The organism is Algoriphagus terrigena DSM 22685, from assembly GCF_000429445.1.
GTDB classification, from domain to species: domain Bacteria; phylum Bacteroidota; class Bacteroidia; order Cytophagales; family Cyclobacteriaceae; genus Algoriphagus; species Algoriphagus terrigena.
On record NZ_AUBW01000014.1, the window covers coordinates 1 to 15,747 of the forward strand.

General features: G+C 49.8%; 13 protein-coding genes. 6 read left to right on the forward strand and 7 right to left on the reverse strand.

Translation table 11 applies throughout. The features are described from left to right. The first annotated feature begins 404 nt into the window (after window positions 1-404). Window positions 405-2,009 carry an arylsulfatase gene (locus G459_RS0113530; protein ID WP_026968135.1) on the forward strand — a complete coding sequence of 535 codons (1,605 nt, stop codon included), beginning with the start codon at window positions 405-407 and terminating at the stop codon, window positions 2,007-2,009. A gap of 667 nt (window positions 2,010-2,676) precedes the next feature. Continuing rightward, the gene (locus tag G459_RS0113540) at window positions 2,677-3,393 is read left to right on the forward strand and encodes a Crp/Fnr family transcriptional regulator (protein WP_026968137.1); all 717 of its coding nucleotides are present in this window, start codon (window positions 2,677-2,679) and stop codon (window positions 3,391-3,393) included. Between the two features lie 92 nt (window positions 3,394-3,485). Here G459_RS0113540 and G459_RS0113545 read toward each other — a convergent pair whose 3' ends face one another. Together G459_RS0113545 and G459_RS0113550 are read right to left on the reverse strand one after the other, a co-directional pair. Continuing rightward, entirely contained in the window at window positions 3,486-6,623 is a 3,138-nt protein-coding gene (locus G459_RS0113545) for a PAS domain S-box protein (RefSeq protein ID WP_084454502.1), read from the reverse strand. Between the two features lie 466 nt (window positions 6,624-7,089). Continuing rightward, a complete protein-coding gene (locus G459_RS0113550) occupies window positions 7,090-7,467 on the reverse strand; it encodes a PH domain-containing protein (protein ID WP_026968139.1) in 378 nt (125 codons plus the stop codon). 290 nt (window positions 7,468-7,757) lie between these two features. Between G459_RS0113550 and G459_RS28985 the strand changes: the two genes are divergently transcribed. Beyond that, window positions 7,758-8,270, forward strand: a complete 513-nt coding sequence (locus G459_RS28985) for a DUF4943 family protein (protein WP_026968140.1) — start codon at window positions 7,758-7,760, stop codon at window positions 8,268-8,270. 59 nt (window positions 8,271-8,329) lie between these two features. Here G459_RS28985 and G459_RS0113560 read toward each other — a convergent pair whose 3' ends face one another. From G459_RS0113560 to G459_RS27480, 4 genes are all read right to left on the reverse strand, one after another. Continuing rightward, complete coding sequence (locus tag G459_RS0113560; protein WP_026968141.1) at window positions 8,330-9,550, reverse strand: DUF763 domain-containing protein; 1,221 nt, start codon at window positions 9,548-9,550, stop codon at window positions 8,330-8,332. Between the two features lie 291 nt (window positions 9,551-9,841). Further along, a complete protein-coding gene (locus G459_RS27475) occupies window positions 9,842-11,035 on the reverse strand; it encodes a glycoside hydrolase family protein (protein ID WP_211234397.1) in 1,194 nt (397 codons plus the stop codon). Continuing rightward, window positions 11,035-12,177 carry a UDP-galactopyranose mutase gene (gene glf / locus G459_RS0113570; RefSeq protein ID WP_026968142.1) on the reverse strand — a complete coding sequence of 381 codons (1,143 nt, stop codon included), beginning with the start codon at window positions 12,175-12,177 and terminating at the stop codon, window positions 11,035-11,037. The genes G459_RS27475 and glf overlap by 1 nt, the downstream gene beginning before the upstream one ends. After that, a complete protein-coding gene (locus G459_RS27480; RefSeq protein ID WP_084454504.1) occupies window positions 12,174-13,319 on the reverse strand; it encodes a glycosyltransferase in 1,146 nt (381 codons plus the stop codon). Before G459_RS27480 ends, glf begins: the two co-directional genes overlap by 4 nt. A 470-nt stretch (window positions 13,320-13,789) precedes the next feature. Here G459_RS27480 and G459_RS30550 point away from each other — a divergent pair, with 470 nt between their 5' ends. The 3 genes from G459_RS30550 (at window position 13,790) to G459_RS27485 (ending at window position 15,148) form a co-directional block, all read left to right on the forward strand. Further along, entirely contained in the window at window positions 13,790-13,924 is a 135-nt protein-coding gene (locus G459_RS30550) for a hypothetical protein (protein ID WP_281171896.1), read from the forward strand. Between the two features lie 245 nt (window positions 13,925-14,169). After that, the gene (locus G459_RS0113585) at window positions 14,170-14,691 is read left to right on the forward strand and encodes a hypothetical protein (protein WP_157373336.1); all 522 of its coding nucleotides are present in this window, start codon (window positions 14,170-14,172) and stop codon (window positions 14,689-14,691) included. Window positions 14,692-14,779: 88 nt separating this feature from the next. Further along, window positions 14,780-15,148: an SPW repeat domain-containing protein gene (locus G459_RS27485; protein ID WP_035455957.1), complete on the forward strand. Its 369-nt coding sequence runs from the start codon at window positions 14,780-14,782 to the stop codon at window positions 15,146-15,148. A 71-nt stretch (window positions 15,149-15,219) separates the two neighbouring features. On the opposite strand, the gene G459_RS0113595 is transcribed toward G459_RS27485, so the two are convergent. Next, window positions 15,220-15,591 (reverse strand): nuclear transport factor 2 family protein, encoded by a 372-nt coding sequence (locus tag G459_RS0113595; RefSeq protein ID WP_026968144.1) that lies wholly within the window; start codon window positions 15,589-15,591, stop codon window positions 15,220-15,222. Between the last annotated feature and the right edge of the window lie 156 nt (window positions 15,592-15,747).

Here is a 15,747-nt window from a genome sequence, read left to right on the forward strand (position 1 = left end):
CCCGGTTCTCTAACGATCGAAATTAAACACTCGGGACAGGCTTTCTTCTACCTCATCCCTTCCTTCTCCTTAAGGAGAAGGCGATTGAGCAGTGGTAGGCTTTGAAATGCTGGTTCTTTCAGAGCTGCTTACATCCAAAGCCGAAGCGATCAGGAGCAAGAAAAGATATGTGCCGTCCCGATCGAATTTCTCTTAAAGACACATCCCAATTGGGAGACAAGGGATAGTAATCCATCGTTTCAAATCATCCCCAGCGGATTAAACAGTCGGAACGACCTGTAAACGGGCACGTCTAAAAACCTCTGCATCGGTGAATTACTTTTATCAGTGCCTTTCCCCTCCAGCCCTTTCGAGTATTGAAAGAGACGAACTGCTCTTAAACACATTCAATTGATGACAATTAGATGAAGAACAAACAGACCTTCAGGAATGTAGCGTTATTCTTCGGACTAATCTCCGTGATTACGGCATTCCTAGCTCCTGACGTAGCAGCGCAGGCAGAAAAGAAGCCCAATATCATCGTCATTTTCGGTGACGACATCGGTTATTGGAACGTCAGTGCCTATAACCGCGGGATGATGGGGTATCGGACTCCGAACATCGACCGCATTGCGAAAGAAGGAGCCATCTTTACCGATCATTACTCCCAGCAATCATGCACGGCAGGACGCGCAGCATTTATCACCGGGCAGTCCACCTTTAGAACGGGACTCCTCAAAGTCGGTTTGCCGGGAGCCAAAGAAGGTCTTTCTGAAAAAGACCCGACCCTTGCCGAATTGCTGAAGCCTCAGGGTTATGCCACCGGCCAGTTTGGAAAAAACCACTTGGGTGACCGCAATGAGCATCTGCCCACTGTGCACGGTTTCGATGAATTCTTCGGAAACCTGTATCACCTTAACGCTGAGAATGAACCCGAGCATCCCGATTATCCCAAGAGTCCGGATTTCCGTGCGAAGTTTGGGCCACGCGGCGTATTGAGGAGCACTGCCTCGGACACGGATGATGCTACCGTAGATCCACGCTTTGGCAAGGTGGGGAAGCAGGTTATTCAGGATACGGGGCCGTTGACGACAAAGCGAATGGAAACCATAGATGAGGAAGTGCTGAATGCGTCGCTCGACTTTATGGATCGCCAGAGTAAAGCGGAGAAACCGTTTTTTATGTGGTTTAACTCGACGCGTATGCACATCTACACGCACTTGCGTCCCGAATCAGAAGGAAAAACCGGTCTCGGCCTGGTGGCAGACGGTATGACGGAGTTTGACGGGATGGTGGGCCAACTCCTAAAGAAGCTGGACGACCTTGGCATTGCAGACAATACCATTGTGATCTGGACTACCGACAACGGTGCTGAGGTCTTTTCCTGGCCTGATGGTGGGACGACGCCATTTAAGGGAGAAAAGAATACAAACTGGGAGGGTGGATATCGGTCGCCTCTGGTCATGCGGTGGCCGGGTGTAATCAAACCGGGAACCGAGATCAACGAGATCACTTCGCACGAAGACCTGCTGCCCACACTGGTAGCGGCGGCAGGTGAGCCTAACGTAAAAGAGAAATTGTTGACAGGATATCAGGCTGCCGGAAAGACGTTCAAAGTTCACCTGGATGGATATGATCAACGTGAACTGCTGGCGGGCACCGGTATCAGTAAGCGAAAGGAATTTTTCTATTGGACGGATGACGGAAGTCTCGCAGCGCTGCGCTACGATCGCTGGAAAGTTATCTTTTTGGAGCAGCGGGCAGAGGGCTTCGATGTCTGGCAAGATCCAATGGTTCAGTTGCGCTTTCCCAAACTGGTGGATCTCCGTGCAGATCCGTTTGAGCGAGCGGGAGAAGGCGGAGCGTATGAACGCTGGCGAACTGAACATGCGTTCGTGCTCGTTCCGGCACAGGTATACGTAGGACAACATCTGATGACGTACAAGGATTTTCCTCCGAGGCAAAAGGCAGGGACCTTTTCGCTAGATGCTGTGTTGGAAAAGCTCCAGCAGACTGACGGAGCTAAATAAAGACCCATTTAAAAGACCCTTTGGACCGCGAGAACAAGGGGTCTTTTAACATTATCAGTAGGAGAAAATTCGAGTTCTTCGGAAGCTTCATCGTTGGTTGTCGGGGGAATTGCTGGTCTGTATCCGTCAAAGGCCAGGGTTTGAAGTCTCTCCCCAAAGTTGGCGGAACGTACTCCGTCGGTACGGCAGATGGGTAAATGAGAGTGGCCGTGATCCGCCTCGCACATAGATATCGGGACAAGATTACCCCTCTACTTCCAAAAAATCAGAGACAGATCAACCTTCTGATAGAGGGGTTAATTTAACCGTTAAATCACTGAATTGTACAATTCAAATGCAAAATCTCGGAGCAGCTTACTCTATCTTCGAACAAATTCAAGCTAGCTATTGAAGTCACACTGCTTGATCTCACCCCGTTCGATCCTCCGTTTTAAAGATGAAAAGACTGTTACCGCAAGTCTGTTTTGCCGTTTACTTGGTTTTGCCAATCTGACGTCAATTCAAGACGGGCCTCCTTTCACTTTGACGCTGCCAAACAAGCCGGGCGCCTGGATATGCCGGGTATGCTAAAGGCCCAAAACGCCTACCATGCCGGCGGGAGGGTTTGAAAAAAGGCAGAGACTTCGATTAGATTTTGTTTGAAAAAAAGCCGCTTTCCGCCAACTCAATGTCCGAATCAATCTTCAATATCCCCTGCGCTTCTTGTTCCAGTTGGAAACACTCGCTTTTCTCCGATTTGCACGATTCCGAGCTCTGCGCGGTCTCATCACGCAAGAAATTGGCTATACACCGAAAAGGGCAGGTTCTTTATAGTGAAGGAACCAAGCCTCTGGGGCTATTCTGCATCAACTCGGGTGTAGTAAAGGTGTATAAAACAGCGTCCAACGGAAAAGACCAAATTATTCACTTCGCACAAAGGGGGGAACTACTGGGAATCGCGGCACTTTTGGGAGCGGAAAACTATTCTAATTCTGCCACAATCGTCGAGGACGCGAAGATTTGTTTTGTGCCCCAGGATGTTTTTTTTGGCTCCTTGCTTCATAACCCGGACTTGAAGGCTAGGGTGGCAAAATCCCTGAGCCATGAACTAGGCGCCTTGGAGGAGAAGTTGGTCAATGCTACGCAAAAGAACATCAGGGAGCGGCTCGCCTTTATGTTGCTACAGCTTGGCGACACCTATAGGGTTGAAGGCGGTGAAAACCCAAAGATCGATCTTACACTCAGTAGGAGCGACTTGGCGGGGATAGTGGGGACAACCACCGAGTCAATCATCCGATTGCTTTCCGAGTTTAATAAGGACCGGTTGATTGAGCTTGAGGGGAAAAATATCGTTATCAGAGACCGAACAGGCTTATCCCGGATGTCGGATTTTTACGGAAAGTAAACGGAGCATACCTCAACCCTTTGCGTTTCCTTGAAGGGCAGTTTATCTACTGAAGCAAGTCCTCTATTTGTCGCGGTCGGGGCTCTACCCTGTTATTTGGACGCTTCAATCAGCCGGATCTTTTCGGTGACGTCACGGATGACCCCATCCAGATCATTGGCGGATTCCCTGATCATCTTCATGATTTCTTCCTTGGACTGGCCACCTCCGCCCAATTCCTCAGCGAGGTAGATCAGACTCATAATCCGGGAAAGAGGCGCCCGGATGACGTGTGACTGCATCCAGGCAATCTCGCGGAGGGCGTCGTTTTGACTTTTGATCCGCTCCAGCTGTTGGCGTGAGGAAGTAATATCGAGCGCAGCTCCGATGGAGCGTACCGGGCGTGCCCTGTCATCTCTCAGGATAAAGCATCTGTCTGCGAAGTAGACGAGCGAACCGTCGTCCAGACACATCCGGTATTCCGACTTCCAGGACGTCTCGTTTTTATCCTGAAGGGCGCGTTGAAAAGAGCTCCATACCTCCTGTCGGTCCTCCGGATGAATCTTGCTGAACCAGGAGTTATCGCTGGCAAAATGTTCGTTGGACTCGTAGCGGAGGCTTTTGCTATATCCTGCGCTTTTGAACATCGTGTTGTGCGTATGGTCTACCTCCCAGATCAACTCATTGCTGACCTGCACAGCCAACTTAAACCGCTCGTTGCTGATCATCAGCTGCCGCTCAGACTCTTTCCTTTCGGTAATATCCTGGATCGTACCTTCTATGCGAACGGGAGCTGCATGTCCATCAGTCATGAGCCTGACCTCCTGATGCACCCATTTTTCCACCCCCGTGCCGGTAATAATCCGGTGCTCAAAGCTCTGCACCTGACCGGGAACCAGATGTTGGCTGGGGTCGCCTTCTACCAGATGGCGGTCATCGGGATGGAAGGTCTTGGCGAGATTTTCCATGGTGGGAGAAAAATCCTCCGGAGAATATCCGTAGATCCTATAGGTTTCCTCACTCCACACGGACACTTCCGTATCGAGATTTCTCACCCAATAGCCCAGTTTAGCGATCTTCTGGGCTGTCTTCAATCGATCGTAAGCCGCCTGCAGCTCCTGCTTAGCCAGTTTTTCCTCCGTGATATCCTTGGCAACGGCAACGATGACCCGGGATTCGGGCAGGGCTGATCCGTTCCAAACCAACCAGCGGATGTGCCCTTGCTTGGTGATAAACCTTGCTTCAAATGACTCACCTACATCCCGATGAATCGATGAGAGGAGTTTCTCCCTCGATTCCGCCTGGTCAGCTTCGTGTATGAATTTGAAGATGGGCCTCTTAAGCAACTCCTTTTTTCCATACCCCAACAGTTCGCTGAAGGCTTTGTTGAACTTTCTGATGGAGCCGTCAAATCCAATGACGCAGTGAGGATCGGGGGTGATGTCAAAGAAGTTACGGTACTCTTCCTCGGTGGTTTTAAGCTTGATGACCGCTCCGAGTTGCTCGCTGACTTTAGTGAGTAGGTTGAATTCCTCCAAAAGCTCATTTTCGGGATTTTTGGAAAAACAGACCAGGCATCCGAGAAACTTATGGTTGTGGTTGATCGGCAAGACCATGCCCGTGTTCAGCTTTGCCAACTTGGCGGCAGCGGCACGGTGGAAGTGCTCACTATGGGCGATGTCTTTCCATAGCACTGCCTTGTTTTCGTTCCAGACACTTGCAGGGAAATGGGACACCGTCTCCCAATCCATGACTTCTCTGGCTGCCTGACAGAAAAAATCAAGCTCCTCCTCGCTGCAAAAACTTGAAGTCAGGTTTAACCGTGCGGAATCCTCAGAGACAAACCAGATCTCGGCAACATCGATCTTGGGAAGCTTTGCCAACCTGTGTAAAGCCTTGCTTAGGCAGGAAGCAAGTGTGCCGGGTCGTCCTATCGCAGCGGAGAGCGTTGCGGCGAGGTCGTCGACCCTTCTTTTCTCCACCTCCGCTGTGACCTCATGGGTGTTGGCAACTATCCCCCGGATCAAAGGGGTATTGAGGTGGTTGGATAGCTCCGTGCGGATCCACCGCCAGTTGCCATTGGAGTCAGCAAAGCGGTAGGGCTCGATGGATACGTAGTCCGATGTCAAGACTTCCTTAAGCTTACGTTTTACCCTGGGCACATCACCCTTGGAGATATATTCAAAGGCATTTTTTTGCAAAAATTCTCCCGGCGAGATCCCCAGAACGGCCTCTGTGGTGGGTGCTACGTATTGGTAATCTCCATTTTTGTCTATTATCGCAATGAGGTCTTTGCCGTTTTGGATGAGTGATTTGAATCTTGCTTCACGAAACAACAACTCCTGATGCGCTTCATGTTCTTTGATGACATGGCCGAGGTTGGTCGTGAGCGAAAACAGCAACTGGCGTTCCCTTTCGGTGAATTTCCTTTTCCGACTGTAATCCTCCAGACCGATAAAGCCGCGAAAATCTTCATCCACCCAGATTGGTGACACGACTAAGGATTTGACGCCTTGGTACATCAAAACTTCCCGGGCACGTGAAGGGGGAAGCTCTTCGATTACCACCTCAAAGTGACGCTGGTTGTTGAGCCTTTCCATGGAGAGGGGAAGGTCCGAAAAGGGAATATTTTGATGCTCGGGGTTGTCGATTTGAAGCCCGGTAGTGCCCCGTGTCCATTCCAGTTTTAGGGAAGTGGATTGTTGATGGCTGTCGTTCTGAAAGTAATAGATGCGGTCTATTCCGCTGGTCTCGCCGACAATCCTGAAACACGCACCGAGTGAGTCGAGCCATTCGTCTGATTTAAGCAACAGTTCGTTGATGTCGCCAATGGCCTTCAGGTATTCCTTTTGGGCCTCTATTTCCTGTTCTCTTTCGAAGCGTTCTGTCAGATCGACTGCGGAGACAATCCCTGCCTTTCTGCCCTGATAGTCGATTAAGTTGCTCCTGATCTGACTATAGATGATCGTGCCGTCCCGCTTCTGGTGTCTGAAGAGGCCTTCGTTGTACAGTTCGCTCCGATTTCTGGCTTTTCTCACCGCTTCCTCCACCTTTGGGATATCCTCCCTGGGCCGTATGTCTTTGATGGTCATGCTCAGGAACTCCTCTTCGCTATAGCCATAGTGACGAACTGCCTCTTTGTTTACGGCCAAGAAGCGGAAAGACTCCAAGTCGTAGATCCACATCGGGAATGGTGTGAGGTCAAAAATATTGAGGCCTTGATTGGACTGGTCCGAATTGGGATGGGACATACTCTTTAACGGTCATTTTGGAGACTTTGCTTGCGCAGCAAAGAACTCTTGGGTTTAGTCAGCGCTTCCTCCATCCAGCATCTCCAGAGCCATGTAATGAAGCGGACGGGGAATGTAAATCGAGCAAAAAAAGGTCCAGAGCCCGGGTTCGATGTTTACGAATAGCCCAACTTTAATATCCCGTCAGCAAATCATTTCCGAAACGGGCGTGGTGAGATTCTAGTTTTTCAGCCTCTATTAATCTTCTTTCATCTGGTTTAATTTAAAAAAGTAATCTTAGTATTCAACAGAAATCCGACATGTCTTCGCCCATAGAGATGTGATTAAATAGAGATCCGCATGAGACAAACCGCCTCGAATTGGGGAGTTTCAGTCACTGACTGCAATGGAAAGCGGATGCCTTGGGGAAACAATATGGCAGAAGCTCAGAAATACCCCCAACAGGATGAAGTTCGGGAAATGCCGATCACATCACCTTACTCGCCAGGTATCGCTGGACTTCGTAGACGTCGATGCTTCTGTTGAACTTCTTGCTGACGGAGGGAAGGCTTTCGCTGGAGATCCAGATCTTCAGCTCCGCCTCAAGGTCGAAGGTACCGGCAGTTTCGAGGGAGAATCTGGAGATACTTTTATACGGAAAGGATTTGTACTCCATCTTGCTGCCGGTGAGTCCCTGCACATCGATCAGGATCAATCGCTTGTTGGTAAACATGAATGTGTCCCGGATCAGCTGAAATCCCAGTTCGATCTGCTCGTGATCGCTGAGCAACCTACCGTACTTCTCCACCAACTTCTCGACGGAGACCTCGCTTGCATTTCCGAGTATTTTATTGAATAAGCCCATTGGATTGTATGTCGTTTAAGTTTTGGTATTCGGATAAAAGACAATGCGGCAGCCACCTGCGTGCTGCAGCACGGCTGATGCTTTTCGCCAGCATGCGAGCCCCACCTTTGTGGTGGCAAATGCCGGAACTCGGCCGTTGTAGAAGAAGGCTTTGCGAGATGCTAGGAGATGATGATTCCTGCTAGCTTCCAGTTTGTTAACCTTGGAAAAATCCCTGAGCGACCTTTTTCTACAACGAAAAACACCTTATCTTCAGCAGCCTGTTAGTTCAATAAACGAAGACATACCACATGAAACAACTCCAATCTGCCGTTTTTTTTGTTCTGCTATCGATCTTTTTCGGATGTGAAGACAAGTCCGAGTCCCCGAAGATGAGCGTGGAGCGCTACGCCGAGCAGCTAAAAGCCGGGAAATACGACAACATGGAGCTGCCGGATTTTTCCTCCGAGGACATTCCGGAGCTCCTTTCCTACAGAAATGAAACCGAGCTGATTACCGGTTTCCCCGTTAATTTTATTTCATCTTCCCTAACACAAGAATGCGCCTTAGGCATGTATGTTTTGTGGACAGTTGAATCCATCAGAGCAAGGTCAGTAGCAAGTGAGTTTCTGGTCGGCACATTTCCCTCCCAAAATCCTGTAGTAGAGAACAGGGCAGACTTCGGATTTATTGAGCAAAATCAACAAGTGCAGAAAGAGGTGGCTGACTCTTACTTCGAATGGTGGGAAAGCAATAAGACTCAGGACTTCTCAAAATTTCACCAGATAGATCCTCTGGGGACTACTGCGTTTCGCTGGCATTGATTGGCTTCAAGTGAAAATCTCTCCAGTAGGCCATGATAATTTTTTCCTGCAATCCGGGTTTAGAAGAGATTTAGCTGTGATCCGTTTGGAGGTTTTGACTTGCCAAACACCGTACGGCCGCCATATTTGTGAGCCTCGGCGCGTTCCTTCTCGATGACTTGGTCGAACGCATCGGGCACAGGTTCAAAACCTTTTTCAAGATGCTGAGCCACGAGCGTCAAATTTTTAAGAGCGTCAAATTTCTCTCGATCGCCGATCTTGGCTTTCTCTACCGAAGTCTTGAGATGATGGATGGTCTCGTCGTACACTGTAGTGAGTACCGGAAAGGGATGCCCGTCTTTTCCACCGTGGGCGAAAGAGAAGCGCGCGGGATCAGTGAAGCGTGACGGTGTGCCGTGGATGATCTCGCTCACCAGTGTGAGCGACTGTAATGTGCGCGGGCCAAGTCCCTCCAGAAGCAAGAGCGATTCAAAATCGCCGACTTCTTTTTCATGGGCAAGTGCGAGCACGCTGCCCAGGCGCTTTAAATCGACATCTTCTGCGCGGACATCGTGATGTGTTGGCATCACAATCCTGCGAATCTCGGGCAGCATGCGAGCGGGGTCTTCCTTTGCAATGTCCAGAATACCCGCCTTGGTAGGTTGAGCTCCTGCAGCGGTCAGATTCAAGATCTCACCCTGATTTCTCCCATAGATGGAGGTATGTGGATCTTCAATGTATGACTTCATCTGCTCAGAATGCCAGTGATAGCGTCTTGCCATACCCGTCCCATCATTCATCCCCTGCTGCACGACGGCCCATTCACCCTGGTTGGTGACGAGGAAGGAGTGTAGATAAATCTGGAAGCCGTCCTGTATGGCAGTGTTGTCCACCTTGGCAGAAAGCCTGCTGGAGCGCACCAGTTCGTCGCCATTTAACCCCGTGCGATCGGCCAGGGACAGGAGCTCCTGAGGCGTGTTGCGCGAATGCTTGCCCTTGCCGCCACAGATATAGATACCCAGGTCGTTGAACCGCGGGTTGACGGCCCGCTTGAGCGCGCCCATCACCGAGGTGGTAATGCCAGACGAATGCCAGTCCATGCCCATGGCAGCGCCAAGTGCCTGAAACCAGAACGGATCGCTCAGGCGCTGCAGCAACGATGATCTTCCGTACTCAATCACAATAGACTCCACAATTGCACCTCCCAGCTTAGCCATACGCTGCGCCAGCCACGGCGGAACGCGGCCATAGTGCAGAGGCAAGTCTGCATAGCGGGTGGAGTTAAAGTACAGTTTTGGCATGCTCTTGTGTAGTTACGCTGGCTAGGCTCACCTCATCGGGGAGCGGCTATTTGAACCGTCGGATTATTTAAAGACGATTAAAAAGGAAAAAGGATGGCTTAATTGTTATCCCTTCTACCCTCCGTTTTACGAATTTGTTTATGCCAAACAGTAAGACCAATTCCTGTCAAACCTGTGACGGAAGGTTCATTGAGCACTTTCCGTCCATTTGAAACCGGGAATCGCAATAAAGAGAACCCAGGGGATTTACGCTTTATTAGTTGCCTCCGCGGGCGCGTGGACAATTGCCTTTCAAGAGAGACATTTGACAGCAAGCTCTTTATATACCGCACCATCTTCGATCTCCTCGACCGCGGCCCCGACGAGGTTTTTGCGGTACTCGGCAAAGATCCCGAAGCCATCCATTACCGCCTCCACATAGGGCAAGTTTGCCATCCGGTCTTTGTCTTCCGTGAGATCCCAGAGGCCGCTGTGATGATAGCAATAGAGATTGTCCCAGTCAGGGCGGTCGACCAGAGGATAGAGGCAGATCCCACGGAGATCGACACCCAATTGAAGTGCCTTCAGCGATTCCGAAAAGATCTCATTGATCCATAATGCCCTACCGCTGCCGAAGTGTCCTGTTTCGCTGATGAAGATGGGTTTACCATACCTTTCCCAGACCATTGCCAGCAGTTGGGAAACCGGCCGACGAAACCCACAGGGATCCGGCCAGGGCAGTGAGCCGTATCCCAGCTGCCACTGGCAATTCCAATAATAGTTGGCGCCAATGCCATCGATCAGACTGGGATCACCTCCCAATTCGGGACAGATTCTGCCCGTCACGATATCTGCGGTCTGAAACTGGTAGCCGTTTTCAAGGTCCGCATGGTGAAGGTCGGCAGGAGTGCCGGCATGCACCCAAATCAAAGGTTCGACGAGAAAAACTTCCGCAGTTGGCATTAACGACCGGATCGCTTTGATCCCTTGGATGGCAGCTTTGCAGAGCTGATACTTTAGCTCCCAGCCGTTTCTCCTCATGAAAGGCGCGGCACCCGCCACCTCTCCGGACAGCCAGGAGATAAAACTGATTTCGTTGATTGGAACGACCTTCAATCGGGCCAGAGCATGCTGGGCATAAAAAGACGTGAAAGCCTGACACAGACCGACCAACCTAGCCGTAAAAAGCGGATGGCCGGGATAGATGTCAGCCGGGTAGCCAAAGTGGACAATATCCCAGATCTGCTCGATTCCGTACTTCTGAGCGCTTTTGATCCTCCCAAGGACCTCTTCAAAGTCATAACAGCCGGGTACCGGCTCCACCCTACTCCAGCAGATTCCCTCCCGGACGGTGAGGATGCCGAGTTCGCTCAGTTCGCTGTAATCTTCATCCGCCCGCCGGCTATGCTGTGTTTCTTCCAAGAGATCTACACGTTTTCCACGTGCGTTGATCTGGTCCGCGCATTCGAAGCCGCCGAATATGAAGGACTTAAATTTATCCATCATCAATCCAGTCCGGTGTTTGTCGTCACAACCGATTCCTCTTCAAGCTGATGGTAGAGATCGAGGCTACACCTAAAGGCTTGATCCATGTTGAAGTATTTATAACTGGCCAATCTGCCTACGAAGTAGACATTACTCAGCTTGTCCGCTTCCCTTCGGTATGATTCGTACACCTGCTGATTGCGTGGGTTGGGAACAGGATAGTAAGGATCACCGTGGTCGACGGTAAACTCCCGTGAGATCGTCGTCTTGGAGGATTTCTGGTTGCCAAAATGCTTGTATTCCACGATTCTGGTAAAATCCACTTCGGTACCGGGATAGTTTACCACCGAATTTTCCTGGAAGAATTCCATATCGAGACTTTCAAACTCGAATCGTATGGATCTGTACTCGAGTTTTTCCTGCAGGTTCTTTTTAAACTCAAAGAATCGATCGATCGGTCCGGTATAAAACAGCTTTTCAAAGCCGGTAAGATCATCGCGCAGGTCCGCATAATCGGTGTTGAGCATCACTTCAATGTTGGGGTGATCCAACATTCTCTCAAATAATCTGGTATATCCACCAATTGGAATGGCCTGATATCTATCAGAAAAGTAGCGTCCATCCTCGTTGAGTCTGACAGGGATCCTGTTGAGCACAGAGGCATCCAGTTCGTCGGGATACTTGTCCCATTGCTTTTTAGTGTAATGTTTAAACAGCTTTTCGTACAGCTCCAAACCCACGCTGTTCAATACTGCCTCTTCCCCGTTTGTGGGCTGATCTATCGGGATGCGGTTTTTTTCCAGCCATTGCTTCATGTCCTGATCCGTCTGCAGGTTTTCGCCAAACATCAGGTTAACCGTGTTTCGGTTGACCGGAACAGGAACCAACTGCTCATCAACCCTTGCCACCACCTGATGCTCCCAGGGCTGCCAGATGGTAAACCGGTTTACATATTCCCAAACTTCCCGATCATTGGTATGGAAGAGGTGGGCGCCGTACTTGGAGACGATGATCCCGTTTTCATCGGTATAGTCAAAGCAATTTCCCCCGATGTGATCCCGTTTTTCTATTACCAATACTTTCTTTCCCTGACAGGCGTATCGCTCTGCCAGGACTGAGCCGGAGATGCCGGCACCTACGATCACTATTTCCTGCTGTCTCATCTTTCTCTCACTTCAGCTATCACCTGTCTCATCTTATTTACCGTGGCGTTCCAAGAGGTGTTTTTTAGGATTTCTTCATACCTCGCGGATTCGGCGGATACGCCAGTTTGCAGGAGTAGCTTTATCAACAGATCCGCAAAATCCTCGTCATCTGCGACCAGATGGACGCAGCTGGAGTAGTCGCGTTCCACATCTTTTATCCTCGTGGATACGATCGGCTTTCCGGCGGCCATGTACTCCAGCGTTTTGGTGGGACTGATGAATTTGGTTGCGTCGTTGAGCGCAAACGGCATCATCGCTATCGTAAAGGCTTTTAGATAATTGGGGAGAGTCTGATAGGGCTTCATTCCCAGATAGTGGATGTTTGGAAGCCTCGGTAGCTCAGAGTCATGGATCTTGGCCAGCGGGCCGATGAAGACGAAAGAGAACTGCGGGAGTCGAAGGGCTGTTTTTTCGACAAGTCCGAGATCCAGACGCTCGTCAATCACGCCAAAATAGCCCACAATCGGCTTCGGTATGTCCATGATGTCCAGAGGGAGAGGTATTCCGTTTTTGGCTTTGGCAAAATGGTCGAAATCTACCGAGCTCGGAAAGCAGTGGACATTAGGATGAAGAGGCCGCTTGGATTCGAAAAGTGACCGACCGCCGGTGAAAACAATATCGGAGTGTTGCAGTAGAAAGCGTTCCTGATCAAGCAGAGCAGCGGGAGCTCCCTTGAACAGAGACAGCTCGTCCATGCAATCATAGATGACATGGTCGAAGTGGATCTCCTTCAGGACACCGCTGAAGGAAGCCGAATAAAACCAGGCCAGCGGAAACTGAGAACCTACCCCCAGTGTGGCGATCGCCGCAGACAATCCCTCCAGACTGGAGATGTTTGGTCTGAAGATATGGAGGTTAGGACCCAATACCTCAAGCGAGTGGCTTTGGTCGGTACGGGCAATGGGCTCTTCTACAAAGAGTATCCTGTACTCTTGCGCAAGCCTGCTGATGATGTGCTGTGGTCTCTGGTAGACAAAGTCCCACCTTAGGTGGCAAAAGACCAAAAGATCATAGTTAGGATTCCTGGATCCCCGGCTGCCACGGTCGGCTGTTTTGGTGTCTGTTTTTGCTTCTCTTAAAGCTGTCGTGTTATCAAACATTGTAAAACTGGTTAAATTCACCTTCGTCGGTCTATTGGATGGTGACGAGCATTCGGCCCACCTCCAAAACCTTTTTTTCTTTTATCCCCAGCGGTTTCTATACCTATTCCCAGCACGTAGAGGGTGTCTTCTATTGACTGTTCCCGCAGAGGATGGCGTGCATACAGATCTGATTTCCCGTCGCCTTCGGATGAGGTTACATTAGATCAACTGGATGAAGATGCTTCCAATTAGTCCACCAGATTTTTTACAAAAAGCCAAGATTTCCTCCAACGGTTTGAAACAGGCCAAAAAGCCGAATTTTGAAGCTTCTCCCGCGGTAACTTGTTTCACTCGGTCAAAAGGAGAAAAGGTGCAACTCCCCCCGGGCCACACTTAGGCGGTTTTTTGTTATACAATGGGCATTGTTTTTCCCGGGATGAACGCGATGCAGGCGGGGTTCCGGGAGTGATTAACCGGATCTCGAAAAGATGTTTAAAAGACTGGAATCCCATCAGCGGACCAGAGAGGCACCGGAAGTACGAGAGGAGACTGATATTGAAGAGATAGCCCGGGCCGACAGTACGCTTATTCTTGAAAAGAAAGAAATCACCTCGCGTGCCTAAGCCACAAGCTCGGTTCAAAACATGAACTCGCAGACACTGCCCCTGTGTGGAAAAAGTAGTGTTGTGTAAGCTTTTTGTAACACGGATACTGAAAAATCCACAGATTCCGCGCACCCGATAGCAAGATATGTCTCTCAGAGATAGCTGAGCGGGAAGCGATGGACATGGAACGGAATTAGGAGTTTTTTCACCGGATGTTTGATTTACACATCTTGAAAAAAACTGTGACTAAAACTACCACTACCATGAAAAATCAACGATCTATCAGGGCGATGTACCTGACGCTGGGATTTTGTATGCTGATCGCCGGCTGTGATCCCAATTCCACCGGATCAAAGGATACACAACAACTTGACAACGACAACGATCCCACCAAGGTGGAAGATCCGGGTGTGACGGACGACATGTCTTCAGGTGAATTGGAAAGGAGAGAGCGGGCAGAGGAGCTGGTGTTGGTGACTGACTTCGAGGATAGTGACTGGCAGGGGATCAAAGAGGAGCTCAAGTTGGAATCTGTCGAGGATTCTATCAGGGACAGCTTTGGCTCCGGGAACGTCGGGGCTGATGCATGGAGGTCCCGCGATAATTATGAGTATCGTCTGATCTATTACAGTGAAGATGGATATCTAAAAACAAAACCTCAACTAAGGTCCAAACAAGGGCAGAAAAGCAGCATAGCTATCAATTCTCTGGATTCTCTGGCCATGGAAGATCTCTGGGAGGAAATTGAAAGAAACACATCCAGGATTTCCGACTACCAGAGATGATGTCGGAACAAGGGAGGCTGACTGGTATCAAGGAATGTCTCCGGCAAAATCCAACATAAATAGTTCAGTTCATCAAACACATTGTATCATGAAAATTATCGATTCAAAAACACACGGAGTACTCGACTATCTGACCGCGGTGCTATTCATTGCCAGCCCATGGATCTTTGACTTCCACGATATAGAGGCCGCGATGTGGACTCCCGTAGTGATAGGTATCCTGGTGATACTGATGAGTTTTATGACAAACTATGAGTTGGGGATCTTCCCGGCGATACCCTTTACTGTTCATCTTACAGTAGATGTACTCGCGGGCCTGTTTCTAATGGCCTCGCCCTGGATCTTCGGCTTTGCTGAGGCGGTGATGTGGCCGCATATCGCCTTCGGGATCACGGCGGTGGCAGTAAGCCTGATGACCCGACATGATGTCCAGGATCCGCAGTTGCGCGAGGTATGAGGCGGAAGGATAGTTTACCTTGAAGTCAGTATGTCAAGGTTCGGACCATCCGAAGATGGGGGTATGCCCTCCTATTCCTTGAGGTCCGATTCCGTGTGCATGGCACAGCGCCACTCTTCGTTTTCTTTGATCCAAGTGGAAGTGCAGGCACATCTCATCGAGGAGCTCTTCCCGTCCATGGTTGCTTCAAGCCCGACAAGATAGCCGATCAGGGCATTGTTGCCTAGGGTTTGCGTCTGAACATCGTCTATGGCGAGAACCTTCCATTTTACGCCTTTGCCTGATTCAAACATCTTTTTGAAGGTGGCTTCATCTACCGTCCTGACTCCGTCTTTACCCGCTACAATGCAGGGAAAACGGGTGAGGCTCGCCACACTGGGATAATCATGGTTCTCCATGCCTTCCCAGTATTTTTTCTCAAGTTCAAGAATGTGATTTTCCATACCAAAATGCTTTAAACCCGAAATATGCATTAGCGATTCTATTGCGGGCTGAAATTGCTTCAAAATCAGTCACTCGTTGCTGTTTTCGACTTCACCATAGCGGTGCTATGACTCAGTCTCCAAACAGCCTGATTTTCTTGTAATTTCAGCCCTCAT

Bases quoted from the DNA above. Each gene is read 5' to 3' on its own strand.
- G459_RS0113530 (WP_026968135.1), top strand. From the start codon at position 405: ATGAAGAACAAACAGACCTTCAGGAATGTAGCGTTATTCTTCGGACTA.
- G459_RS0113540 (WP_026968137.1), top strand. From the start codon at position 2,677: ATGTCCGAATCAATCTTCAATATCCCCTGCGCTTCTTGTTCCAGTTGG.
- G459_RS0113545 (WP_084454502.1), bottom strand. From the start codon at position 6,623: ATGTCCCATCCCAATTCGGACCAGTCCAATCAAGGCCTCAATATTTTT.
- G459_RS0113550 (WP_026968139.1), bottom strand. From the start codon at position 7,467: ATGGGCTTATTCAATAAAATACTCGGAAATGCAAGCGAGGTCTCCGTC.
- G459_RS28985 (WP_026968140.1), top strand. From the start codon at position 7,758: ATGAAACAACTCCAATCTGCCGTTTTTTTTGTTCTGCTATCGATCTTT.
- G459_RS0113560 (WP_026968141.1), bottom strand. From the start codon at position 9,550: ATGCCAAAACTGTACTTTAACTCCACCCGCTATGCAGACTTGCCTCTG.
- G459_RS27475 (WP_211234397.1), bottom strand. From the start codon at position 11,035: ATGATGGATAAATTTAAGTCCTTCATATTCGGCGGCTTCGAATGCGCG.
- glf (WP_026968142.1), bottom strand. From the start codon at position 12,177: ATGAGACAGCAGGAAATAGTGATCGTAGGTGCCGGCATCTCCGGCTCA.
- G459_RS27480 (WP_084454504.1), bottom strand. From the start codon at position 13,319: ATGTTTGATAACACGACAGCTTTAAGAGAAGCAAAAACAGACACCAAA.
- G459_RS30550 (WP_281171896.1), top strand. From the start codon at position 13,790: ATGTTTAAAAGACTGGAATCCCATCAGCGGACCAGAGAGGCACCGGAA.
- G459_RS0113585 (WP_157373336.1), top strand. From the start codon at position 14,170: ATGAAAAATCAACGATCTATCAGGGCGATGTACCTGACGCTGGGATTT.
- G459_RS27485 (WP_035455957.1), top strand. From the start codon at position 14,780: ATGAAAATTATCGATTCAAAAACACACGGAGTACTCGACTATCTGACC.
- G459_RS0113595 (WP_026968144.1), bottom strand. From the start codon at position 15,591: ATGGAAAATCACATTCTTGAACTTGAGAAAAAATACTGGGAAGGCATG.